19 protein-coding genes are annotated in these 26,355 nt (G+C 34.9%); 9 read left to right on the forward strand and 10 right to left on the reverse strand.

Features of this window, described 5'->3' with window-relative positions:
• Positions 1-31: 31 nt before the first annotated feature.
• A complete protein-coding gene (locus ACJJVN_RS12975; RefSeq protein ID WP_405379256.1) occupies positions 32-712 on the reverse strand; it encodes a lysophospholipid acyltransferase family protein in 681 nt (226 codons plus the stop codon).
• Between the two features lie 212 nt (positions 713-924).
• Here ACJJVN_RS12975 and trpS point away from each other — a divergent pair, with 212 nt between their 5' ends.
• Positions 925-1,893, forward strand: coding sequence for a tryptophan--tRNA ligase (gene trpS, locus ACJJVN_RS12980; RefSeq protein ID WP_104514282.1), 969 nt, complete (start codon positions 925-927; stop codon positions 1,891-1,893).
• A gap of 123 nt (positions 1,894-2,016) precedes the next feature.
• Here trpS and ACJJVN_RS12985 read toward each other — a convergent pair whose 3' ends face one another.
• The 4 genes from ACJJVN_RS12985 to ACJJVN_RS13000 all read right to left on the reverse strand — a co-directional run bounded on the left by ACJJVN_RS12985 (position 2,017) and on the right by ACJJVN_RS13000 (position 6,200).
• Positions 2,017-2,634, reverse strand: coding sequence for a deoxynucleoside kinase (locus tag ACJJVN_RS12985; RefSeq protein ID WP_104514283.1), 618 nt, complete (start codon positions 2,632-2,634; stop codon positions 2,017-2,019).
• Positions 2,635-2,636: 2 nt separating this feature from the next.
• Complete coding sequence (locus tag ACJJVN_RS12990; RefSeq protein ID WP_405378578.1) at positions 2,637-3,422, reverse strand: hypothetical protein; 786 nt, start codon at positions 3,420-3,422, stop codon at positions 2,637-2,639.
• A 608-nt stretch (positions 3,423-4,030) separates the two neighbouring features.
• Positions 4,031-4,720: a response regulator transcription factor gene (locus tag ACJJVN_RS12995; RefSeq protein WP_405370062.1), complete on the reverse strand. Its 690-nt coding sequence runs from the start codon at positions 4,718-4,720 to the stop codon at positions 4,031-4,033.
• Positions 4,713-6,200, reverse strand: coding sequence for a sensor histidine kinase (locus ACJJVN_RS13000; RefSeq protein WP_405378580.1), 1,488 nt, complete (start codon positions 6,198-6,200; stop codon positions 4,713-4,715). Before ACJJVN_RS13000 ends, ACJJVN_RS12995 begins: the two co-directional genes overlap by 8 nt.
• Before the next feature lie 120 nt (positions 6,201-6,320).
• Between ACJJVN_RS13000 and ACJJVN_RS13005 the strand changes: the two genes are divergently transcribed.
• From ACJJVN_RS13005 to ACJJVN_RS13025, 5 genes are all read left to right on the forward strand, one after another.
• Positions 6,321-7,169 carry a GLPGLI family protein gene (locus ACJJVN_RS13005; protein ID WP_405378582.1) on the forward strand — a complete coding sequence of 283 codons (849 nt, stop codon included), beginning with the start codon at positions 6,321-6,323 and terminating at the stop codon, positions 7,167-7,169.
• A 98-nt stretch (positions 7,170-7,267) separates the two neighbouring features.
• Positions 7,268-8,119 (forward strand): GLPGLI family protein, encoded by an 852-nt coding sequence (locus ACJJVN_RS13010; RefSeq protein WP_405370059.1) that lies wholly within the window; start codon positions 7,268-7,270, stop codon positions 8,117-8,119.
• Positions 8,120-8,194: 75 nt separating this feature from the next.
• Positions 8,195-10,909 (forward strand): carboxypeptidase regulatory-like domain-containing protein, encoded by a 2,715-nt coding sequence (locus ACJJVN_RS13015; RefSeq protein WP_405378584.1) that lies wholly within the window; start codon positions 8,195-8,197, stop codon positions 10,907-10,909.
• A 304-nt stretch (positions 10,910-11,213) separates the two neighbouring features.
• A complete protein-coding gene (locus ACJJVN_RS13020) occupies positions 11,214-14,126 on the forward strand; it encodes a PEP/pyruvate-binding domain-containing protein (protein WP_405378586.1) in 2,913 nt (970 codons plus the stop codon).
• A complete protein-coding gene (locus ACJJVN_RS13025; protein ID WP_405378588.1) occupies positions 14,123-15,388 on the forward strand; it encodes a serine hydrolase in 1,266 nt (421 codons plus the stop codon). Before ACJJVN_RS13020 ends, ACJJVN_RS13025 begins: the two co-directional genes overlap by 4 nt.
• Positions 15,389-15,453: 65 nt before the next feature.
• On the opposite strand, the gene ACJJVN_RS13030 is transcribed toward ACJJVN_RS13025, so the two are convergent.
• Together ACJJVN_RS13030 and ACJJVN_RS13035 are read right to left on the reverse strand one after the other, a co-directional pair.
• Positions 15,454-18,273, reverse strand: a complete 2,820-nt coding sequence (locus ACJJVN_RS13030) for an Npt1/Npt2 family nucleotide transporter (protein WP_405378590.1) — start codon at positions 18,271-18,273, stop codon at positions 15,454-15,456.
• Positions 18,245-19,369 (reverse strand): serine hydrolase, encoded by a 1,125-nt coding sequence (locus tag ACJJVN_RS13035; protein WP_405378592.1) that lies wholly within the window; start codon positions 19,367-19,369, stop codon positions 18,245-18,247. Before ACJJVN_RS13035 ends, ACJJVN_RS13030 begins: the two co-directional genes overlap by 29 nt.
• Between ACJJVN_RS13035 and hemW the strand changes: the two genes are divergently transcribed.
• From hemW to ACJJVN_RS13050, 3 genes are read left to right on the forward strand one after another with little or no spacing between them, the layout of a single operon-like run.
• A complete protein-coding gene (gene hemW / locus ACJJVN_RS13040; protein WP_405378594.1) occupies positions 19,368-20,495 on the forward strand; it encodes a radical SAM family heme chaperone HemW in 1,128 nt (375 codons plus the stop codon). The two genes, ACJJVN_RS13035 and hemW, sit on opposite strands and share 2 nt — an antisense overlap.
• A 6-nt stretch (positions 20,496-20,501) precedes the next feature.
• Complete coding sequence (locus ACJJVN_RS13045) at positions 20,502-20,867, forward strand: hypothetical protein (protein ID WP_405370052.1); 366 nt, start codon at positions 20,502-20,504, stop codon at positions 20,865-20,867.
• Entirely contained in the window at positions 20,860-21,678 is an 819-nt protein-coding gene (locus ACJJVN_RS13050) for a DUF6624 domain-containing protein (protein WP_405378596.1), read from the forward strand. The genes ACJJVN_RS13045 and ACJJVN_RS13050 overlap by 8 nt, the downstream gene beginning before the upstream one ends.
• Before the next feature lie 7 nt (positions 21,679-21,685).
• On the opposite strand, the gene ACJJVN_RS13055 is transcribed toward ACJJVN_RS13050, so the two are convergent.
• From ACJJVN_RS13055 to ACJJVN_RS13065, 3 genes are read right to left on the reverse strand one after another with little or no spacing between them, the layout of a single operon-like run.
• Positions 21,686-23,152, reverse strand: coding sequence for an MBOAT family O-acyltransferase (locus ACJJVN_RS13055; protein WP_405378598.1), 1,467 nt, complete (start codon positions 23,150-23,152; stop codon positions 21,686-21,688).
• The gene (locus ACJJVN_RS13060; RefSeq protein ID WP_405378600.1) at positions 23,149-24,525 is read right to left on the reverse strand and encodes a LysM peptidoglycan-binding domain-containing protein; all 1,377 of its coding nucleotides are present in this window, start codon (positions 24,523-24,525) and stop codon (positions 23,149-23,151) included. Before ACJJVN_RS13060 ends, ACJJVN_RS13055 begins: the two co-directional genes overlap by 4 nt.
• Positions 24,518-26,119, reverse strand: coding sequence for a hypothetical protein (locus ACJJVN_RS13065; RefSeq protein ID WP_405378602.1), 1,602 nt, complete (start codon positions 26,117-26,119; stop codon positions 24,518-24,520). Before ACJJVN_RS13065 ends, ACJJVN_RS13060 begins: the two co-directional genes overlap by 8 nt.
• Positions 26,120-26,355: the final 236 nt, after the last annotated feature.

Consider the following 26,355-nt stretch of genomic DNA (forward strand, 5'->3'; position numbering starts at 1 on the left):
CGTTTCCGTGCCATGGAGCGGTTTTTCTATTTTAAGCCTTTTCTAGAGAGTGAAGAATGATGTTTCTTACGCTTTCGCGAAAGCGTGCCTTATCCTCCATCACCTTCATGCCTACTGTCTCCATTGGAGCATGAGTTTCTGCTCTCATAATCCCAGGACTACCTCCCCAAAAGTGGAAAGGAAATCGTTTTTTATTATCGTATAAAGTAACTGGTAATAAAGGTATTTGATGCTCTATGGCTAGTCTAAATGCACCATCCTTAAAAGGATCTAAAACCACATTTAAATCGTCAGAAACGCCGCCTTCAGGAAAGATACAAATCCCAACACCATCTTGCATGCGCTGTCTAGCACGATCAAAAACCTCTTTTCTACTTCTAGGATTTTTTCTATCCACTAGAATACAAGTACGCTTATAGAAAAAACCAAAAACAGGAATCTTAGAAAGCTCTTTTTTACCTACAAAGACAAAAGGGTTTTTAGAGATCAACAACATCATCATAATGTCAGTCATACTCGTGTGGTTGGCAACCAGCATATAACTTTGATTCTTTTTCATGGGTTGGGCACGCTTAATAACTGGCCAGAAACCCATTCCATAGATAATTATTGCCGACCAAAATCGAGCTACCTTAAAGAATAAATGATACGTTTTTTCTGAAATAGTAAGCAGTACCAGTAAGGGAAACATAATAATAATAGGTACACCCATTAAAATGTAAAACCATACTCGGTATAAAGGCATCAATATGTAGCGCATCCATTTCAAGGAATCAAAAATAGAAGAATTTATGACTTTATGGACATCTATTTCTATGGATCTACTTAAAATAATTGCCCTCATGATATTTTATAAAGCTTTAACGTCCTTTCCATTGTGTTGATCGCTTTTTACTAATTATCTTTGATCCTCAATTAAAAACAATGGCAAGAATACTTACTGGCGTTCAATCTACTGGAACACCGCACTTAGGAAACCTTCTAGGAGCAATTTTACCAGCGATTGAAATGTCTACAAATGAAGAAAACGATTCTTTTCTTTTTATTGCAGACATGCATTCCTTGACACAGATTAAGGACGGAGATTTATTAAGAGAAAACACCTATTCTACAGCAGCAGCATGGCTGGCATGTGGTCTAGATATCAATAAAACCGTTTTTTATAGACAAAGTGATATACCGCAAGTAACAGAATTAAACTGGTACCTTGCTTGTTTCTACCCATTTCAAAGGCTAACTCTAGCGCATAGTTTTAAAGATAAAGCAGACCGTCTAGAAGACGTAAACGCTGGTCTTTTTACCTATCCTATGTTAATGGCTGCAGATATTTTATTATATGATGCAGAGATCGTTCCTGTAGGAAAAGATCAATTACAACACCTTGAGATTACTAGAGACGTTGCTGGAAGATTTAATAATAAGATGGGAGAAACTTTTATTGAACCTCAAGCAAAGATTCAAAAGGATGGAATGCTTATTCCAGGAACTGATGGAGAAAAGATGAGTAAGTCTAGAGGCAATTATATCGATATATTCCAGACCGATAAAAAATTGCGTAAACAGTGTATGTCCATAGAGACAGATAGTACACCTTTAGAAGAACCTAAAGATCCAGAAACTTGTAATGTTTTTGCATTATATAAGTTAATTGCACCAGAGCAAAAGATACAGGAATTGCGCAATAACTATGAGGCTGGTAACTATGGTTATGGACATGCAAAACAAGCGCTTTTTGAAGCACTTTGTGACCGATTCAAAGATGCCAGAGAACGTTATAACTATCTTATGGATAATAGACATGAAATAGATGAGGCACTAGAAGAAGGTGCTTTTAAAGCACGCCATATCGCAAATGATGTATTAAAACGTGTACGTAGTAAAGTAGGGTATTAATACTTGAATACTTATTTATAACAAAGCCTGTTCTAATATTTAGAACAGGCTTTGTTAATATATTCTTTTCACAAGAGTGAACAAATCAAAAATCTCCAATCGTTAATCAGATATCTTTAATCTTTAAGCAAAAAGCCCAGTTAACTCGGCATCAATTTTATTAATAATACCACCTAGATCTTCAGGATTGTTTACAAAATCGATATCATCTACATCGATTATTAATAAGTTACCCTTATCATAACCATGAATCCATGCTTCGTAGCGCTCGTTTAAGCGGCTTAGGTAATCTATAGAGATCGTGTTTTCATAATCGCGACCACGTTTATGAATTTGGCTCACTAGATTAGGTATAGAACTGCGCAAATAGATCAATAAATCAGGGGCCGCAACTACCTTTTCCATAAGGTCAAATAAGGAACTGTAATTATCAAAATCACGTTGAGATAACAATCCCATCGCATGTAGGTTAGGTGCAAATATGCTTGCATCTTCATAAATAGTACGATCTTGGATGATTTTATTTCCACTCTCGCGTATATCCAGCACCTGACGGAAACGGCTGTTTAAGAAATAGACCTGTAAATTAAAGGACCAGCGTTCCATATCTTGATAAAAATCTTCTAGATATGGGTTTTCTAAAACATCCTCAAATTGAGGTGTCCATTTATAATGTTTTGCAAGTAAGTTAGTTAGGGTAGTTTTACCAGCACCTATATTTCCGGCAACGGCTATATGCATCTTTATTTCTTAACAGGATTGATCTCATAAACGTCCACACGTTTATCATGCCAAAGATAAAGTTTTCCGCCCTTTAGATAAAGGGTTTTAATGTCCTTTTCTAAGATGGTGATGGTTGCGATCTCGCTTTCGCGAAAGCGGAACGTTTTATCTAACTTATAAACCTTAATTATACCTTGTTTAAGTATAACTAGACTTTCAAAATCATAATCTATAAGTGTGGTATTTTCTATAGCTAGGGAAGAGGTTTTACTACCGTAGGAATTAAATGTTTCTATAGAGTGATCACTCAGCACATGACAAAAATTATAATCACTGTATAATTGAGATGTAGTTTCTTTTAAAACAGCAGTGCTTATTAGAGTCTTGTTATTAATGTAATCGTATAACTCTAGACGGTTCTGGTCCAGATCGTGTAACCATAAATGGCGCTCGCCGGCTAGTCTAGCGTGTTCTATAAATCTGCTAGGTGTTAGTTGATTTAAAAGAATACGCTGCTTTTCATTAAGCCTATTATCTAGTAAAACTATGGTCTGAGTGTCTTTATAGAATAATAAAATGCTTAATGGGTTGATAAGATCTACCTCAGTTAAATCGCCTAATTGTAGGTCATAGAATTGTGTGACCTCTTTACCGTTTTTCTTGAAAAAGGCATCGTTTTTACCATAATAAACAGCGCCAAAATCATCAAGACCATAGAAAGAGTCTGCCGTGAGATTAAAACCTTGATCTGTTTTTTGGGCCCAGGAAAGCGAGCTTATAAAAAGTAAAAAGAATATCCATTTCATAAAAGCAAAGTACAACTATGTAACGGATTTTATAATATGATTTTATCAATCTTCTTTATTAATCAATTTAATGATCCTAGGTTGAATAATCCAAATTCCAATTGGGAAAAACCAAAAACCAAGCATATACCAGTAGACGTTTCCTCTTTCATTTCTTAAAACTGAGATACACTTTGAGAGAAAGTATATGGTGTGAAACATAAAGAACATAGTAAGAAAATGTATTGGTATAATTATCCACAAAATCCAACTATTATCATTAATAAATTCAGCTAGAATGTTTTGTCCTATTATAACTAACGATAAAGCTATTAATATAATCACAATGGCAAATCCTATCTGAAATTTAAAACGTTTCAATCTTAACATACTATTGTCTCTCAATTTCCCATGAAGCTCAGTTCCTACACCCAGAGTCCAATAAGTGAAGAAAGATGTCAATAGAAATAGAAAAATAGGTACATATATAGGAAATGCATTGCCTAGAATACTATAGAGAACAAATATTGAAAACCAAATCCACGGTTTGATGGTAAGAAGACTTTTTAAATAGGTCATTTTTGGCTGAATTTAGATCGCCGCAAAAGCAATAAGTATTCTGATAATTACTATGGCGCCATTAATTTATATCCATAACCACGCACGTTAACTATTTCTAACTGGTCGTCTTGCGCTAGTTTTTTTCTCAACTTAGTAATAAATACATCCATACTACGGCCAGAGAAAAAATCGTCATTACCCCATAATTTTTTAAGAATAAAAGTACGGTCCAGTACTTTGTTTTTCTTTAAAACTAGGTGGTATAACAAGTGTGATTCTCTATGAGTCAATTTAGTAACCTCTTCTTTATAAGTAAGTTGTTGTTTTGGAAAATTAAAAGAATAGTCGCCTAGTTCATAAATAGCAGCGGTTTTTTGAACCGTCTGTCTACTCAATAGGTTTTCTATGCGCACTATAAGTTCTTCCATAGAAAAGGGTTTTTTAAGGTAGTCATTACCACCTACATGAAAACCTTCTAGAACGTCTTCTGTTTGAGATTTTGCGGTTAGAAAAATAATAGGAATTTCTTCATTCTCTACGCGTATTTTCTTAGCAAGTTCAAAACCGTCTAGTTGCGGCATCATTACATCTAGTACCAGTATGTCTGGTTGTTTTTCATGAAAAGCATCTAGTGCTAGTGCACCGTTTTCTTTATGTCGTACACTAAAACCTCTAGTCTCTAGACTTTCTTTTACGATCATTCCTAATGCAGGTTCATCTTCGGCTAGGATAATGTCTATGGTGGTGTTTTTATTCATGAGGCATCGTGATTTTAAAAGTGGTTTGTGGTTGTGCAGCAGCAGTTATCGTACCGTTGTGTTTTTCTATAATAGATTTAGTATAAAATAAACCGATACCGAATCCTTTTACATCGTGTCGATTTCCTTTTCCTACTCGATAAAACTTGTCAAAAATAAGTTTTACATCTTTATTACTTAAGTTCTGTCCATTATCACTAACAGTAATAATAGTGGAATTAGAATTGTTTTTTAAGTCTACCGTTATCTGGTCACCACCGTATTTTATTGCGTTATCTATAAGGTTATTAATGGCATTTTCTAGGTGAAAAGCATCGGCAGTAATGGTGATGTTTTTATCTAACTCGTTAAATGTAATTTTTTTAGAAGTTTGATTTTGATGTTTTTTAACAATTACATCTATCAATTCATTAATCTCAAAAGCACTTTTTTGTAGCATAAGATCTTTACTGTCCAGTGTGGCAGTTTCTAGTATACGCTCTACCATACCATTTAATTTTAGTAACTGATCGCGACCCATACTTAAATACCGATCGGTTTTATCGAGATCGCCACTATTTGTAAAACTTTGGACACCTTCTAGTGCTGCGCTCGCAGTAGCGATAGGTGTTTTAAACTCGTGTGTGATGTTAGAGATGAGATCGTTTTTCATCTCTCCTAGAGCTTTTTGTTTTTTAATTATCTGTAATAGATAAAAGAGACAGAGAACAACTGCTGCGATAAGAAGCGCGCTTAATAAAATACCGGTTAGGTTTAGTTTATAAATGTTAGGGGACAGACTAGAGTAATTTAATAACAACGCATCCCCACGTCTTATTAATTGAGAATTTGCTCTAAGAACGTTTTTGTCGATACTTTTTAATAAAAAATTATTTTCGTCTGTCTCTACAACTTTAAATTCATACTCTACATCTAGACCTCTATTTACAAGATGGGTATTAAGAAGGCTGTCCAGTCTTTCTAGATTCATTTCTTTTTCTTGTAGACTTCTCACCACCTTTGCAGTAAGGGTAAACATGGTGCTAGGTAAATTAACTCGGTCTGTAAAAAAGGTTTCTACAGGAATATAATCACCATCAGGTTTTTGAATTTCATAGTTAGGGAAATTCCACAGATCCTTCATAGGTTCTAGTTCATTTAAACTAGCCATATCACCACCTTGAGTAATGAAAATTTCACTCATTTCATTAGTAGGTCTGTTTTCTAACAGAAAACCTAAACTATCTACGTTACTAAAAAGTTTGTCAAATTCTTTCTTACGATTAGTCGTCTGTTTTACGATAATACCTACATTATTATCCTTAACGAGCTGTTCATAATAAGTATCAACACTTTGGTCTAGACTCTTCTGCAAGTCAGTAACCAGATTTTTTTTTGATTCTTGAAAGTTGTTGTAATTCCAGTACAGTTGAATTGCTAGGGTAGTAGCAATAACAACACTTATTAAAACTAGAAGAAAGTGATATTTTCTATCATTCATAATTTCAAAGGTGCGCTATTCCTACTATACATAGAAGTCGATTAACATATATTAACGCAACTTAACCCTGACAACTATAAAAATAGTTGATATTTGAATAACTAATTAAAAACCAACTACATGAAACGATTTAATCTAAGTATGTTATTCTTTGTCGTTCTCGCTTTCGCGAAAGCGTACACAGTACAAGCACAGCAAGACTTTACTGGTATCGCCCATTACCAAAGTAAAATGACTATGAAACAATCTGAAGATAGCACTCAAATGGCAAAACTAGAGCCTGCTATGCGAGAGATGATAGAAGAGGCTATGAAAAAAGCTGGTGAGGCAGAATTTACTCTCAAGTTTAACCGTACAGAGTCGCTTTATGAAAAAGTAAAGAAACTTGCTGCACCTAAGAAACCAGTAAATGGTATGAGTATGACCATTGAAATGAGTGGTAATGGAGATACTTATGGTACTACTTACAAGGATCTTACTGCGCAAACCTTTTTAAGAGAAGATAACATTCAAGGAAAGGAATTTCTCGTAACTGATAAAATTGAAAAACTAGATTGGAAAGTGACTGGAGAGACTAAAATGATAGGTAAGTATACTGCGATGAAAGCAACCTATACTTTTCCTAAAGAAGAGAAAGAGCAGAGTGAAGAAGAATCTACAAGTTTATTAAACATGGTAGATGACAAAGAACACGTAGTAACCGCATGGTTTACTATGGATATTCCTATAAGTAATGGTCCTGGAATTTATCAAGGATTACCTGGTTTAATACTAGAACTCAATGAAGGAGAGATAACTATTTTATGTAATAAAATAGAAATGAATCCTGAAGGTTTTGAAATTAAAAAACCTAGAAAAGGAAAAGAGATATCTACTGAAAAATTCAACAAACTAAGAGATAAAAAGGCAAAAGAAATGAGAGAACGTTTTAAAAGCGGCAGTGGTGGTGTTTTTATCGAGACGCACTAGGCACTGTGTTAAACTTATCTTAACATGAAACTATTGTTTTTTTTGGACGTCTAAGATTTGGCTAACTGTTTAACAGCTGATAATCAAATTATACGATCATGAAAAAAAAGGTATTATTAATCATTGCTATAATCTTCACTGGTGTGCTGAGCGCACAAGATTTTTATGGTGAGGCAACTTATATGTCTAAGACTAAAACCGACACTAGTTTCTTACCAGAAGATGCATCTCCACAACAAAAAAAGCGTTTTGAGGAAAGAATGAAGGCTTTTAATGAAAAGACTTTTGTACTTAAATTTAATCGTAATGAATCTACTTATAAAGAAGAGAAAGAACTTTCTGCACCTGGACAAGGTGGCGGTCGTGGCCCTGGAAACTTTTTAGGGACAGCTATGGCTGGTGAAAAGTACAAGAATCTTAAAGATGGTGAGTGGATAGAGCAACGCGATATGATGGGTAAAACTTTCTTGATAAAAGATAGTATCCCTAATCTAGAGTGGAAAATTACTGGAGAGACTAGAATGATAGGTCAGTATCAGGCCATTAAAGCAACTGCTGTTAAAAACAACAATGAATTAGATTTTTCTGCTTTTAGAAGACGTGGACGCAACAATTCTAGTGACGATAAAAAAGAGGAAAAAGTAGCTGAGAAAGTTGATCAAATAGAGGTTGTAGCCTGGTTTACACCTCAAATTCCTGTACAACATGGTCCTGCAGAGTATGCTGGCTTACCTGGTTTAATATTAGAAGTTAACTCAGGTAAAACTACCTTACTATGTAGTAAAATAGTAGTGAACCCAGAAGATAAGGAAGAGATTAAACCTGCTACAAAAGGTAAGGAAACTAATGAAGAAGAGTACAACGTTCTTTTTAATGCAAAGATGAAAGAAATGTCAGAGCGTTTCGGTCGTGGTGGTCGTGGCGGTGGCGGCGGTCGTGGGAGAGGATAAATAACACTTATATCAAAACTTTTGCGAGAGTAACCTAACCATTATTCTCGCTTTTTTTTAATCAAAAAACTTAACATGAAAAAGACATTACTCTTAACTCTTATGGCTTGCTTTCTGCTTTCTCTAGCAGGCGCACAATCCATTAAAATATCAGGTGTAGTTGTGGATAGTACAGGTACGCCATTACAAATGGCAAATGTGATTGCCTATCAGAAAGACAAAAACCTAGGTGGTTTCGGTATTACAAATGACGCTGGTAGATACCAGTTGCAAGGTCTTAAAAAAGATAGTACATATGTACTTAAAGTATCTTTCTTAGGATTAAAAACGATTGAAGACACTGTGAGAAATGTTCAAGGTGATCTAGTAAGAAATTATGTCATGTATGAAGATGAAAATACATTAGACGCTGTAAACATAGTTTATGATATGCCGGTTTCTATAAAAGGTGATACCATAGTTTATAACAGCGATAGTTTTACAAATGGTACAGAACGTAAACTAGGTGACGTACTTGAAAAATTACCTGGTGTAGAGGTTAATGAAGATGGTGATATACAAGTAGAAGGTAAGACAGTAGAAAAAGTAATGGTAGATGGTAAAGAGTTCTTTGCAGGAGATTCTAGACTTGCTACAAAAAACATTCCTGCAGACGCAGTAGGTAAAGTAGAGGTTCTTAAAAATTACAATAACGTAAGTCAATTAAAAGGGCTAGGTAATGATGAAGACCGTATAGCTATCAATATTAGATTAAAAGAAGGAAAGAAGAATTTCTGGTTTGGAGAGATTACTGGCGCTTTAGGTGAAGGTGGTGATGAGTTAAGATATCAGGCAAAGCCCAAAGCTTTTTATTACAGTGAAGATGTATCACTTAACATACTTACAGATTTTAATAATTTAGGATTACAATCATTCACCTTTCAAGAGTATAGACGTTTTGTAGGTTTTAATAGAGGTAATACTCGTAGTACAGGTTCTTCTATCGATATAGGTGCTGGAGCAGGTGGCTTACTAAATTTACAAGCTAATAGAGCCAAAGAGATAGAAAGTAAATTTGGTGCCTTTAATGGATCATGGGCGGTAAATAAAAAACTGAATATAGAAGCGTTTGCTATCTTATCTAGTGTAGATACAGAGCAAGAAACTATCGCTAGTAGAACTTTTACAGAAAGTGGTGTTCAAGAAAATACAGAAGACCGTTCTTTCCAGCGCAATCAAATAGGTCTTTTTAAATTAGGTGCAGACTATAAACCTAATGCAGATTTCTCTCTGGAATATGATGGACAAATTAATTTAAGTGATGTGAGTCAGTTCAATGACTTCACATCTGCACAAGAAGGTGTAGTTAGAGATATAGATCAAAATGAATCTCAAAAACCGATTACTATAGATCAATCTGTTAACTTATATTACACTCAAAGTGAGAAAAACATTTTTGCATTTGAAGGTAGGTATGTTGATGCAGAAGAAGATCCTTTTTATAATGCCATATTAGATCCTGAGGTAGATAATGCTGATAACGATATCGAGCCATTTACAGGAACATTAGGTCTGGATGAAGCAAATCCTTATGACATTAACCAGGAGAAACTGGTAGAAAGCACTAAGCTAGATGCTAAGGCAGATTTTTGGAGAGTATTAAATAAGAAGAGTAATGTTAACTTTACAGTAGGTACCTCGATAGTAAATCAAGACTATAATACTAGCATCTTTCAGATACTAGATGACGGTAGTCGCAATGATCTTACTGATGCACAATTTGGTAACGACGTGAACTATAAGTTCAGAGATTTATACGGTGCCATTCATTATAAATTTATCACTGGTAAATTTACCATCACACCAGGTGTTACAGCACATTCTTATAAAATAGAAGATACACAGTTAGGTAATACTAACGAGCTTGATTTTGAAGAAATCCTTCCAGATTTTAATGTGCGTTTTGCATTAAGATCTAGTGAGAATATCAATTTTGATTACCGCAGGACGGTAAGTTTTACAGACGTAGAAAACTACGCTTTAGGAACTATTTTTAATAATTATAACGCATTATTTAGCGGTAATAATCAATTGACAGGAGCGACTAATGACCGTTTTAGTTTAAACTATTTTAACTTCAACATGTTTAATTATACTAACATTAATGCAGGAGTAACATATTCACGTCAGACAGACGCTATTCAAAACAGTATTGTTATCGATGGAATTAATCAAGAAAGTGCATTAATTAATTCACCTTTTGCAAATGAAAGTGCAACTGGTTTTGGACGTTTTTCTAGAGAATTTGGTAAGATAAGAGCTAGCGTAAATGCAAATTTAAGTTGGAGTACATTTAACAACGTCTTTAACGGTAACGCTACAGAGTCAGAAAACATAACACATAGTTATGGTGCAAGTTTTAGAAGTAATTATAAAGATGGAGTAAACTTTGATGTAAGGTATAACATCGCTTTCAATAACTCTGATAACGGTGGGCAGGTAAATGATGCAACGACACAAACGATAACTTTAAATGCAGACTGGCAAATCAATAAAGCGTGGTTCTTTGATGTAGATTATGACTTGAATCTTTTTGATACATCTGCAAACGTAGATAACAACTATGATTTTCTAGAAGCAGCTTTATATTACAATAAGCCAGATTCTAAATGGGAATATAAACTAGCGGCAAGTAACTTGTTAAACACAGAGGCCTTGAACAGAAACACTTTTGGACAGATAGCTACTAGTACTAGTTTCTATACTGTGCAACCTAGATATGTATATCTACAGTTAAAGTACGATTTATAGATCACGATTTATTTAAATTTAAAAAGCAGCTCTTTGTTATATAAGAGCTGCTTTTTTGTATTATAGATATTTTGTGGTCTCGCTTTCGCGAAAGCGAAATTATTGCATCCCCAAACTTAATTATATAGTGTGATGTATGTGATCTAATACAGTTGCTGTTGTTTTCTAAACTTTTATTGAAATCACTTTATTTAAAGGCTACTTTAACTAAAGAGTAATCGCAAGATTAAGTTATTGCGTGTATGTCAGTTAAACTGCTCTTAAGTAGTAGTTAATTATGTTAATTCCTTATACTTTTGGTACTATGAAAAGAATTTTATTGCTATTAGTGATTATTGCGAGTAGTGTTGCCACTGCACAAGAATTTACAGATACTCGTATCAAAGAAATGATCAATGAGTACCGACAGCTCGATCGTGGACCGTACAAGAGTATCAACTGGTTTTGTCCAGACGGTACCATTAGAGACGCAAAAGATCCTTGTCCAGATGCTATAGGTGAAGGAATACAACATGCTAGTTATAAGAAAGATGTTGAAGAACTGGCTACAAAACGCAATATCTATTTTGCCGAAATTCTTGCCTCTAATAAAGTATGGAGTTTTTGGGATGGTAAAAATAATCACAGTCGTGTAAAACAATATCAATTAGGTAAATACCTAGAGTCTGTTGATAATGGCTGGATACAAGAACGTTCTAAATTTTATCGCGGTGCAAAACAAATTGAGGACGAAGAAGAATGGGGACGTAAATTCTATTATACCATACTATCAGATAACGATCTGGTAGAGCGCGATTTCTTTTTAATAAGAGAGAGTTTGCGAGATATACCCCATGACGGTGATACTAACCTGGCTCAAGATATTAGAAGTCTAAGTAAGGTACTTGCAGAGCGTCATTCAAAATTTATGGATATCAGAATTAAAATTCACGGTAATCCACAAGCTGCGGATATTGAGTCTGTAAAAAAATGGTTAGACGAAAACGAAGGTGATATAAGCGAGCAGTCTAAAAAAGACTTCAATAAACTTATGAGCGATATGCAAGAGTTTTTTGAACCAGTATCTGTAAAAGACTTAAGTAAAATGGTGGCAGACTGGAATGAAGGCGCCTACATAAGAACACAAACAGAATGGTTCTCAAAATTTTATGCAACTGAAACAGATCCTGCCATATTAGTACCTGCAGCTGCAAATTTAATGTGCGACATTAAAACCAATATTAAAGATGATAAAAGAGGCACACGACGTACTAATGCACTAGAATTAAGTATAAGATTAGAAGAATTAATCTTTCAGCAGGCAGGTAGCTGGGAGCCGGTAGATCTTCAAGAACATTTGGATAAAATATATTCCCTTAGTGAGGCGCTAGCAAGTGCTGGTTATGTAGAAATGTGGGAATGGGACGCTATAGAGAGCGAATTATTTCTAGCCAATGGTGAGACGATAAAAGCACATGAATTACTCGATTTTATCAATACTGGTCGCAGCCAGGTAGAATGGGGAACAGGTATGGTAAACGCTATTTATGGAGACGTGGTAGAACAATATTCTCAGTTTGAACCTAAGGCATATGGTTTCTATGACGACCGTATAAGAAGTTCTTTGCTTTTACCTCTAGGTGATGCGATAGGTAATTTAGGCGGTTTAGTCTCTAGACAGATAGGTCTTACTAGTCAGATAGCAAGTGTAAATAATGTGAGTACCATAAGAGGTCTTAATCCTGGATATACAAAAGGAGAACTGGTAGTAGTAAGCGGTAATGCCGAAGGTATGCAGGTAGACCCTAATAAAATCTACATTTTTGATCATCCACCTAGTGATTTAAAACCTGTCGCTGGTATAGCAACAGTGTCAGAAGGTAATCTAGTTTCTCACGTGCAATTACTGGCGCGTAATCTAGGTATTCCTAACGCTGCTATTTCTATAGATAACTTAAATGATTTAAAAGAACTTGATGGAGAAGAGATTTTCTATGCTGTGAGTAATCGTGGTACGGTGGTTATTAAATCGGCTAGCGACATGAATGATAAAGAAAATGCTCTTTTCAATACCGCTAGCAAGAAAGAAAAGAAAACCATCAGAATTCCAGAAGGTAAACTTAAATTAGATGGTGTCTTACCTTTAGACATGGCTGCTGTAGGCAGTTCGGACAGTGGTATTCTTTGTGGTCCTAAGGCAGCAAACTTGGGTCAATTAAAACAGCTTTTTCCTGATAAAGTAGTGAATGGGATTGTGATTCCGTTTGGGGTTTTTAAAGATCATATGAATCAAAGTATGCCAGAAACTAGTGGTAGTTACTGGGACTTTTTGATGTCCGCTTTCGCGAAAGCGAAACAGTTAAAAGCAGATGGAAAATCAGAACAAGAAATTATAGATTACCAACTAGGTGAACTAGCTATTCTTAGAGATGCTATTGCTAAAATGGAATTTAAACCAAGTTTTATAAATGCTCTAGAGGCTGATTTTAAATCTATTCTAGGAGATAAACTAGGTAATGTGCCTGTATTCTTGCGTAGTGATACCAATATGGAAGACCTTGAAGAATTTACTGGAGCCGGTTTAAATCTTACTGTTTTTAATGCTGTGGCAAGAGAGAAAGTAATCAATGGAATACGCGAGGTATGGGCCAGTCCTTATACAGAGCGTAGTTTTAAATGGAGACAAGTATATCTAGAAAATCCAGAGAACGTATATCCGTCTATTTTAATAATTCCTACAGTAGATGTAGATTATAGTGGTGTATTAATTACTAAAGATTTTATTAATGATAATGAGAATTCTATTACGGTTGCTATGAGTCGTGGTGCTGGTGGTGCTGTAGATGGACAGAATGCCGAAACGTATTTAATAGATCAAGAAGGAAAAGGCTTATTGATCTCTCCGGCTAGAGAAAACAAGCAACGCAAATTACCTATAACTGGTGGGTCTGTGATGGAGCATGTAGATTTTGACACAAGTATATTAACGTCGCAAAATTTAAAAACCATTAGAGAGTTTGCTAAAACGGTGCACGAGATCATGCCAGGTTCTAAAGACGGTAGTTATACTGGCGCATGGGATATTGAGTTAGGTTTTAAGGATGGTAAAATGTACTTGTTCCAGATAAGGCCATTTGTAGAAAATACACAAGCTGTAAATTCTGAATACCTAAATTCTATCGATGCAGATGTTGATGTAAACACTGCCTTATTATTACATAAACCTATCGCAATTTGAAAAATATAACTAAAATAATAGCGGTCTTATTTACAGCGGTTTTCTTGCTAGCTTTCTATCCTATTGATGGATTTAGTAAGACTGGGATAAAGCGACTTAAAAGACTTGAAAAGACTCTAGATAGTACTCTTAATGAATACTATCTTAGAAAAGGATCTTTTAAAAAGTATGATGAGATCAATCTATGGATGTGTGAAAAAACAGATTCCATAGATAAGATTATGTCTGTAGATACCCAATTCCAGAAAGAGATGTTGCGACTTTTCCCTAGTCGTTCTGGGTACGGTATAACAGTGTTGGATATTACAGATGTCAATAATACGCGCTATGCAGAGATGAATGAAAATACTGGTTTCCAGCCAGGTAGTGTAGGTAAAATAGCGGTAGCAACTGCATTTTTTACAGAGTTAAAAAACCTGTGCCCAGAAGATTTTAATGTGCGTACTAATTTAATGCGCAATAAAGTGGTAAAATCTGGTAATTGGGGTCTTTATGACCATCATACGATTCCTATTTATAATATAGAAAAGGACAGTTATGTAAAGCGTACTGTTATCGCTAGTGACGAGTTTACCCTTTATGAATGGGTAGATCACATGCTTAGTGTAAGTAATAACGGCGCAGCGAGTATAGTATGGAGAGAAGCGATGTTAATGCGTGTTTTTGGCGATGAGTATTTTAATTTAACACAAGAACAAGCTGATGCTTATTTTGATCAGGTAGATAAGAGTGAAATTACTGACATAGCAATAAGTGTGGTAAATGATCCTTTAAGAAATCTAGGTATTACCAATGATGAGTGGAGATTAGGCAGTTTATTTACAAATGGTCCAGATCGTTATGTAGGTAGTAAAGGCGGTTCTATAGGAACACCCAAAGGTTTAATGAAGTACTTTATTAAACTAGAACAAGGTCTTGTAGTAGATGAGGAGTCTAGTCTTGAGATCAAACGTTTACTCTACATGACTGATCGCAGAATACGCTATGGAGCAAGCCCACAATTAAATGATGCTGCAGTGTATTTTAAATCTGGTAGTTTTTATAGCAATAATAAATCCCTAGGGACTCCATATGGAGAGTATAAAGGAAATGTTTACAATTATATGAACAGTGTTTGTATAGTAGAGCACCCTAGTGGTGTCAATTATATAGTATGTCTAGAAAGTAACGTGTTGAGTAAAAATAGTGCCGGAGCACATCTTTATCTAGCAAGTGCTATTGACAAAGCTATTAGAAAAAAATATGAGATAGAGGAGAAGTAATATTTCTATGGTTTCTAAAAAAAAGCTGACTTCTTTAAGAGGTCAGCTTTTTTTGTTTCAATTATCTAGGCACTGCGTTGTTTGCCATTCTTAAATTTTAATGCTTCTAAGGCAGCGTCTGTTACTTTATTAGATGCTAAATCTGAGGCATCTATTAGTAATTTATAAGAATAGTCATCTTCTAAAATCTTTAATAGAGCGATGGCTTTGATTTGTAAGGACTCATCTTCTAGATACATAATCGTTTTAAGGCAATCTTCTTGATTAAATAAAGAGACATGTTTATGGTAGTCACTCATTTCTTGATTAGGAGAAGACATGCCGCTTTCTAGTATCGGTAATAGAAGCGTTTTAAGGTTTCTACTTAGTAAGCCGTCTAAGTATTCCATAGCGTGTAGTTGAGACTCTTTAGTGTCACTTTTTAAGCCTCTGTATGCTACAAATACATCTTCTGGATTGTAGTATAAGGCGAGTAAGTTGAAAACTCTTTTTAGGTTAAGTTCTAGAGATGTTTTTAATTGTTGAATTAAATGAGACCTTTCTGTTTTTTCAGGTAAGGAGATTACTTTGAGCGGTTGCAATTTTGATCGTTCTATAATACGGATGGAAAAATAACAACCTAATAATTGTCTATACAATTTAGACTCATTTGCTATCATTAATCTTAAAGTACGCTGATTTATAGAATAATCAATTCCCTCTTTGCGCCATGTATAAAGTAAGTCGGCTACTTTAGTTCTCAATTTAAAATCACCACGTTGACTCATTTTAAACAGAGCACGATAAGCCTTTTCAGTATGGATGTTACTGATAATAGTCGGTATCTGTGATTTTTGTTGGCTGTTAAGGTTTGCATTTAGATACTTTTTATACAGAGTGGGTATAATAGCGTTACCAAAACTAGAGATGGCTTTAATGCTACTCTCACGATAAGCGATATTCTCCAATTCGCTATAAAGTACAGGCAAGAATTTTTCTCTTGCTGTTTCTCCAGCTGCTAATATTGCAGCATTTTTTAGAATAGGATTAGGGTGTTTTAAATACGTTTGAATAATGTCATGATACTTCGTTCTTTTTACATAACCTAGAGTTTCTATTAGTCTAGCTATTTCAGATATTTTCAGGTCGCTATCTTCACTTTCTAGCTCGTCGATAAACATCTTTATCCTCAGGTGGAGATTGTATTTTGCAGCTAGAGTAGGGTTGTCTTCAGACTCTCTTGCTAGCGCTAGTAAAGCGGCAGTTGCTATAAATTCATTTTCATAATCTAAGTACTGTTCAAAGAACTGATAAGAGATTTTGTCTTGTGACATTAGATAACGCATAGTAGCCATGATAAGAGTGTCATCTTCTATATAAATAAAATCTTGAACCTTAGTTTGAGGTTCTTTTGTAATATATCTAAGACTATCAACAACAGCAGCTTTTACTTTATGACTTTCATGGTTTAGTAATTTGAGAATATCGTTTTTAAGAGATGGATGCGTTATTTCTGGTAAACGCTTAATAATTTCTAGAATATCTTTTTCTGATCCTGATTCAAAAATCACACGCATATTCTGACGTATGCGACCTATTGATTTTTTAGTGCTGCCCATGTTTTCTCGCATCATGATGCTTTCTTTAAAAGTACCTAGATAGGCATCTCTTACTTTAAAGACTACTATTATCCATACAAGAACTATAAGGATAGTAATTAAAGTGATGTATGTGGCAGATAACTCTAAACCTTTGATTACAAATATCAATAAAAATCCAGCTATACCTGTGGCCAGGCTATCCACAACTACATCTATAAAAGTTTTAGTTTTATTCTTAATGCTAGACGGTATAGGTAACGCTAGTAATTCTACAGCACTCTTATGTAATGATTGCTTTAAACTACCATCGAGGCCTTTAATGATAATAACTATCCATAGCTCTGGAAAAACGAGTAGAGCAAGACAAAGCAAAACTATCCCTATAGGTAAGGCGATAAGACTTACACTGATGTCTGTATTTTCTAAAATTTTATTAGTTACAAAAAGCTGAATTAATAAAGAAACAATATTAAATGTACTGAACCAGAAGCCGAAGAAAGAAGCTAGTTCCTGTGGGTCAGGAATTTTTGCAGCCGCTATGTAACTGAATTGATAATCGACTAGCTTTGCAACCAGAACGCCTAGTCCTATAACAGCAGCAAGGTAAGTGAGGTGTTTTGATTTGTAAATAAGCTTTATAGAAGATTCTGTAGATACGGTAGCGCGTTCTTTCCTTTTAAATTTACTCAAGCTTTGTACACGTGTTTTCCAGATACGTTTAAAAACGAGCGTACAGGCCGCTATTAATAGTCCTGCTAGTATCATTAATATACCATTACCTACATATTCTGCAAGGATAGAAGTAAGATAACCACCTATAATACCACCAGCAATACCACCGGCACCTATAAATCCAAAAAGTCTTTTTGCTTCTCTAACATTAAATACCACATTTGCCAATACCCAAAATTGAGATGTCGCTAAAAGAGCAAACATACCTACCATGGTATAGAAAAGATAAGAGAAAAAAGGTGTTACCCATCCCAAAGCCACGATGCATCCCATAGCAATAAATCCTACAGAAAATAAGATAAGTGTTGTTCTTATGATGTAGCGCAGGGCAAATTTTTCTAAGGACTTGTTGTAAATAAAAGATACCACTACCGCTGTTATAGCGATTATGATAAAGGCAACTGATAAGTTCTCTGCACCTAACTGAGATAAAAAAAGCGCACTCACTGTAGGTTTAACTATCAGTAGTGCGCATATAATTAGAAATATATACAGCTGCATCATTAAGGAAATGGATTCTTCTCCATCCCTAATGTCAAAAAATTTATGAATCTGCTGTAATAATGACTTCATTCTTTTGTAAATCTGGGGCTAAGGTACCGCTTTGATCTAGTGCAATCTCTGCAGGTTTTACTAAACTTCTTATAATTTGCTCTCCATCTGTATCCTGTACCATCGCTACTAGAATGTACTTTTTACCTCTAGCTTCGTCTATAACCATTATAGAGTCGCAATGCCAGTTTTTCCAAGAACCGCTTTTTCTATAAAGAGTAGCATCTGGAGCAATAACATCTAGTGTATTTACAAATTTGTGATGCAATCCTGGGTTTTTAAGATACTTAAGCATTTGCGCGCTACGGCTTTCATTAATTAATTGTCCTGTAGCAAGTTGGTAATAAAATTTTGCAACAGCATCAGTAGTAGCAGCATGACTTAGACCTCTTATAGGTTCTGGATTACGTTTTCCTTGTGCAGCATATCTTTTACCTACCCATAAACCACCGTTTCCTTCTTTATCATAAAAAGGATTTTCAGGATTACACATAAGATCTTCTATTCTTTGAAAACCTACACGATCTATCATTCTCGTAGATGCAGCATTATTAGATTTACTAATCATTAACCACATATCGTTTTGAACTTTCTTAGTAAGTCTAAGGTCACCTTCTTCTATAGCATCCATTGCAGCATATAAAACAGCGATTTTAGGCATACTAGCAGCATACATCATGTTATCACCATTAATATTTGCATACTTGATATTATCTTGGTCAGACATATCAACTAGACTTATAGACATCATTTTTTGCTGGATAAGATTTCTCCAGTGAGCGTTTGCGTTAATTTGATCTTGTAGAGCTAACTGTAAACCAGCATTTTGATAATTGACGACCTCAAATTGAGGATTTTGAGAAGTTATTAAAGGAGATTTATCATCTGCCAGGGCTAAGTTAATCACCAGTAAACTGAAGAAAAGCATCAATTTATGTAACATAAATAATTTAGGGATTTGAGTTAATGTAATGTACACAGAAACGAGGCCGAATATAAATTTATTGTACGATTTAACACCTTTAAAACCAACATTTAACACTTTTAAGTAAAAATAAAGATTTTTTGTCTGATGCCTTGATTTTACTAGTGTTTTAACTAGTACTTTTGCCACCATGAGCGGCATTTACATACATATTCCATTTTGTAAGCAGGCTTGTCACTATTGCGATTTCCATTTTAGCACTAATTTAAAGTATAAAAAGGATATTATAGATGCTATTTGTGATGAGTTACGCTTTCGCGAAAGCGAATTTAAAAACACCACTGTGCAAACTATTTACTTAGGTGGTGGGACGCCTAGTGTGCTAGAAGTTGTTGAGGTAGAAAAAATTATACAAACTGTTTATGATGTTTATACAGTTAGTTCAAATCCAGAGATCACTCTTGAGGCAAATCCAGACGATTTAACTAAAGAAAAGATAGTCGCTTTTTCAAACACACGTATCAATAGACTTTCTATAGGAGTTCAAAGTTTTTTTGAAGAAGATCTCAAACTCATGAATAGAGCGCATAATGCTGTGGAAGCGCATGAGTGTATAGAATTTGCCGTGCCTTATTTCCCTAACATATCCATAGATCTCATTTATGGAATTCCAGGCATGAGCGAGGCTCGGTGGAGAGAAAATCTACATAAAGCTATAGATTTAAAAGTGCCACATATTTCTAGTTATGCATTAACGGTAGAGGATAATACAGCGCTTAAATCATTTATTGAAAAAGGAGTGATTGAGAATGTGGATGATGAGGTGGCACAAGAGCATTTTCAAATCTTGCTAGATGTTATGCAACTGCATGGCTTTGAAAACTATGAGTTTTCTAATTTCAGTAAACCAGGTTTCTTCTCGCAAAATAATACCGCTTACTGGACAGGTAAAAGCTATATAGGTATAGGTCCTAGTGCACATAGTTTTGATGGTAAAAAACGCGGCTGGAATATCAATAATAACGTCAAATATCTAAAAGCTATTCAGGCTGGAGAGTTACCTATGGAAATAGAAGAACTCACCGTAGTTGATAGGTATAATGAGTACATAATGACTGGTTTACGGACTATTTATGGAGTCTCACTACATAAGATAGAAACTGATTTCGGTCCTAATTTTAAAGAATATCTTTTAAAACAAGCTGCCGAATATCTTAAAGATCACTTGTTATATATAGATGGTGATACATTATTAGTGACTAGAAATGGTAAGTTTTTAAGTGACGGTATTGCTAGTGAGTTGTTTATGGTAAATTGAGTTGATATGAGAAAGATGATAGGTTTGCTTTTTATTTTACTTTTTAGCTCTTGTTCTTATTATTTTGGGCCAGTAGTTGAGGTTATTAACAATAGTGATTTTGAATTAAGCGAGGTTGTTGTTTACACATCAGATGAGTTTTCTAGTTTGCGTTTTACTAACATTGAATCGCAAAATCATGAATGTAATAGATTAGACATGTCAGAGTCTGCTCATCATCCCAGCGATGGTGCTTATGGAGTTAGATATACTTTTATTGGAATGCCGCAAAGACAAGTTAACAGTTTTGGTTATTTTTCTAACGGTCACGCTATGTATGATAAAATTTATATTGAAATAAAAAATGACACCACACTTTTTACTTATGAATAAATATATCCTAGTTCTAATTACTTGTCTTTTTTTGTTTTCTTGTAAAGAGAAAGAAGAAGAAAAACTCACGCGTATTAATTATGAAGAGATGACAGACCTGATATTAGTAAATGACTTTACTATGTCCGACGATGTTGCTTATTATGATAAAGAGGGGAAACTGCTAACTACCACAGAGAAAGACGCTCTGTCTGAAGATTTACCTTATGCAAACTGGTTTGTAAATGATCAAAATGTACTTAGAAAAGTCGAGTTTCAAGATCCTGAATTGGCACGTATAGCGCTTAAAAAAGAACCTGTCTTTAAAGACATAAATAAGGTAGACTGTAGTAATTTAAATAGAATTCTAGAACGCATTTACGATAGAGATCAGGAAAATAGAACTGATAACTTAATGGATGAAGAGTTGGATTTAAACAACTTAAAATCGGTAGAGCAAATTCTTGCAAAATGCGGCATGCCTAATGTCGATACTGCTGGAGATAAAGGGATGAGTGCTATCTGGTTAGTGATACAACATGCTAGTGCAGATAAAAGGACTAAATATTTTCCACAACTGCTAGAAGCTGCAAAAAAAGGGGATTTAGAACGTCAGGATATTGCTTTAATGCAAGATAGAATGCTCATGGATGCTGGTAAGCAGCAATTATACGGCTCTCAAATTACTATGAATGAAGACGGTAATTATGAACTTTATGATTTAAAGGAGCCTAGCAAAGTAGATTCTAGAAGAGCGATTATGGGCTTGGGACCACTATCTGAATATGTTGTTTTTTGGGACTTAGAGTTTAACGTCGCTCAAGAAAAATAGTACTATTCTAAAACTGGAAGTAAATAAAAGGTTGTACTTCACTGCTAGCAGTAGCGCTTATCACCCAAATTACTGCTGCAAATAAAATCATTTTACCTACAACCGGTATTTTATGAAAAATGGCTAGTTGTTTATCTTGCCATTGTTGAGGTACAAAGTGCCATAAGAAACCTATAAGTAGAACAATAGCCACGTTTTGATAACCTGTTAAAACAGTCCACCAGATTTGTGGGTTCCATTCCATCATCCCTATATTACTAACTACGTTTAAAGCATTATCAAAATCTGACGCCCTGAAAAATATCCAGCAAAATGCCACAAAATGAAATGTAACTATTCCTGCTATAAATTTTAAAGTAAAGTGTTTGCTAGTAATCTTAGGAATGTTAAACGCCTTTTCTACCGCTAGAACTGTCCCATGCATGGCACCCCATAAAACAAATTTCCAAGATGCTCCGTGCCATAATCCGCCTAGTAGCATGGTCATGAAAAGATTAAAATAGGTTCTTACTTTTCCCTTGCGATTACCTCCCATAGATATGTATAGATAGTCACGCAGCCAGCCAGAAAGTGATATGTGCCACCTGCGCCAGAATTCGGTCACACTGGTACTTTGATACGGTGTTCTAAAGTTTGCTGGTAATTCAAATCCCATTAATAGAGCTAGTCCTATGGCAATGTCAGAATAACCTGAGAAGTCGCAATAAATTTGTAACGTATAACCATAGACAGCTAGCAGATTTTCAAACGCGCTATAATTATCTGGAAAATTGAAAACACGATCTACAAAATTTACACTTATATAGTCAGAGATCACCGCTTTTTTAAGCAATCCGCCTATGATGAGAAACAGGGCATAGCTCAGTTCTTTTTTAGAGAGGGCTAGTTTTTCATATATCTGCGGTATAAAATCTTTGGCTCTTACTATAGGTCCAGCTACTAATTGTGGAAAGAAGGAAACAAAAAACATAAAATCCCATACATTTCTCGCTGGTTCTAATTCTCTTCTATAAATATCTATCGTATAAGACATGGTTTGGAACGTATAAAACGAGATTCCTATAGGTAGGAAGATATTTCCAAAACTCAAGTCGCCAGAAAACAATGCATTAAAATTATCGGCAAGAAAACCGGTGTATTTAAAGTAAGCTAATAATCCTAGGTTGATAATACAAGAGGTGATAAGTAACCATTTCCGTTTACGTTGATCATTGCTTTTATAGATTAGATCAGATATATAATAATCTACAAAAGAAGAAAAGATGAGTAGTAAGAAGTAAATCCCACTACATTTATAATAGAAAAATAATGAAAACGCAATAACATATAAAATACGTGTTCTACGCACATTAGTCATTAAGATATATAGCAAGTAGAATCCTAGAAATAAATACAAAAATGCCTCACTGTTAAATAGTAAAGGTTTTTGTGGGTCATAACTGAGCCAGTTCCATATGCTTTCTGATTCACTCATTTTTTATAACTATCATAAGAGTTGAAAATAGACTCTACTAGCAATTGTGCTTGTAATTGATAACCTGGTTTTATAAAATGAATTCTATCGCTAGACGTTAATTTTGCAGCATGCCAGTCAGGCATTGCTGCACTCGTTCTAGAAACAGAATGCAAATCATAAAACGCCCAAGAGTTTAAACTTGCAAAAACTCCCATTTCATAAGCATACACCGTTGCGGTAGAATTGATGTGCTTGCGTTTCTTCATGGACGGTGGTGGGCTAGTTAATAACACACTACCAGTCATACCTCTTTTAATCATCTCACGATTAAAAATATCCATATCAGATTTGAGTTTTTCTTCTGTATAAGTGTCATAAAAACTCTCATTAGTCCCTAGAGAGATAATTATAAGATCTGGATCTATGGCTGCTAGTTGATCAAAAAACCTCGGGAACTTGTTGTAATCACTAAATTTTGTGCCGTTAACGCCTATTCCGTGAAAATTAACACCGCTCTTTCCTGTACTCAGTAAAAGTCCGTCTAGGACGTATTTAGATTCTTTTCTTGCAGCTCGCAAATAAAGTTGTTGTGTTCCTGCAGGTATTTGATAAGTAATACCATCTATAGATGTTAGGTCCTTGAAATTTGCGTTTGCACTTACTTTGTTTGTAGACGTAGCACCAGGTATTTTAAGTGATTGCCCAGCACGCAAATTCACATTTTTCATCCCATTTGCTCGCTGTATTTTTTTTACTGATGTATGAAATTTTGCAGCTATTTTACCCAAGTAATCGCCAGATTTTACCTTGTACGTTTTTGTGTTACTTACTCGTTTAACAAGATTGCTTTGATCACTTGTGCTTAGTTTAAATCGCTCAGAATGTGGTGATGCTATGGTTACCTCTGTAACCGTTTCTAGAGATTTATCTAGATCTACTTCCATGATAAAATTGCTGTCTGTAGTTTCTAGATTTATACCACTTAGACCTACATTATCATTTCCTTTACTTTTTACATTGCGTACGGCAGTCCAGTCACCATTTGCTTTAAATTTAACGTCTATGGCACCATTAGTTCCTGCTACGCGATATGGGAAAACAAAACCACGACCAGCATTACCTAGTTTATTTTGTAACCCTTGTCTTATAAACTGTGGGAAATAAGGTCCTTGGACATGAGAGTCTCCTATTTGCACAACGGTTACTTGACTACGTGTGCCGTTTTCTAATTCTACTACCTTTTTAAAGAAATCATTCAACACCAGCGGATTCTTGATTTCTTGAAAACTGCGGTCTATTAATAATGGATTGATTTGTAAATCTTCCACATCTTGGGCAATTACTGGCAGGGCTAGAATTCCTAACCATAAGAAAAGTAACTGTTTAATCATGTAAAGGTGTGTTTTGTAGACTGTCATTTAACGTACTTGTTGCCAGACTATCTGCTTTATGTTGTTCTATTTGTAACTGTAATTGTTTTGATCTCGCTTTCGCGAAAGCGGAATAATCTTCCATCAATGTTCCATAAATCATGCGACCTATTTTACGAGAACCCTTAGGGCTGAAATGTGTAAAGTCATTATTAGCTAATTTCTGATCGGTCCATATAGGCATAGTATTCACGCCGCCCATCAGGTGAAAAAGACTCATAAATCCAGACTCTGTTTTTGCGGCATAATTTTGCTGTGCACGCAATAATTTTACCACGCTAGTATCTGTTTTCACAAGGTTTTCAAACTTAGTGCCCTTATCTGCAGTACCTAAAATAAGAATGTCTGTATTAGGAAAAGCCTGTTTTAGATGGTTTATAACCTTTGTCATTCTGCTAGAATACCAGTTGTAACTTTTAGACTCGCGAGTTAAAACATTTGCGCCAAATTGTAGGATGATGAGGTCGTAACCTAATTCTTGATCAAATTTTTTCATTTGACCTATATTCAAAATACTTAAAGGCAATCCAGAATTACCACGATTAGAAAACCCATCAACGGCAACACCTGTCGCGTCAGAAAAGTCTATTCCATAAATAGGTGTGTTTTGTGCACCAGAAAAGTCCAATTCTATTTTTTTGAGATTTTTACTTGATAGGTTTACGGTATTTAATCCGTTCTTACCTTTTAATGCGATTGAGTTAAAGGTGGTATCTTTTTCTTCTGTTACTTTTAAAAGAGCATTATCTGTTGCTGGACCGTAGAAAAGACGTGGGGAATTGAGTCGGTACGAGTTCTTTATACCACTAGCTAGATATTTTACACTTGCAGTAGAGTCTGCTGGAAAAAAAATAGCGCCATTTACACCATAAGGCAGGCTGTCTGCTCTTCCTTTCATGTAATTGCGCTGCGTCCAGTTACCGCTAGCATAATGTTTGACAGAATATCGAGATCGAGCACTTTCTGATTTTATCGAGACAAAACCTACTCCACGACCGCCAAAACGAGTCTGCAAAGCACTTCTAAAATCTTGAACGATTAAATCACCATCTATCATGGAATCTCCATAATATGCAATGCGTACTTTTCCTTTTTTAGATTGTTCTAGCTGGTATAATTTTTCAAAAAACCTCGCTAGATTTTCACTGCCCTTATAGCTAGTGTATGAAATCGCACTAGGAATAAGTGCAATACCGGCAGAGTCTACAGGGTGTACGAGGTTGTAATTAAAATCTGTAGTTCTAATAAGGCTGGCATACGTGATCTTTTTCTTAGGTGTTATGATAGAGTCTTTTACTATTACCGGTATGGAAACAGTATCAGTTGCAATCTTAGGACTAGTTAAGTTAATGGAGTCTTGGTCAAGTGTCAGAGGTTCTTGTTCTACGTCTTCCATTGCTTTTAACATTAAACTATCCACGACTATGTTAGTAGAGTTGGAGTTTTCTGTAAAGATCTTGCTAGGTAAGAAAGGTTTTGTAAAATAAAATAAGAGCGCGCCTATAGCTATAATAAAGAAAGCGTAGAAAAATTGTTTTTGATCCTTAAAAAGCATGTGAAAATGGAACGCTTTTTACTCGCGTTTTATTGGACGCAATTTAAGAGAATACTCAGGATTATTATAGTAATCGATATATTGTTTATTAGATAATTACTGACCGTAATTTATAAAATTATCTTTTAATGTAATTTACTTTTTTATTTTGATCTTGATTCGATTTTTGATTTAGTATTAGTGGTAATTCCGCTTTCGCGAAAGCGAAACAAAACAACAACATTTAATTAACCATT

The sequence above is a fragment of the Nonlabens sp. Asnod3-A02 genome (assembly GCF_045063755.1).
In the GTDB taxonomy this organism is placed as follows: Bacteria; Bacteroidota; Bacteroidia; order Flavobacteriales; family Flavobacteriaceae; genus Nonlabens; species Nonlabens xylanidelens.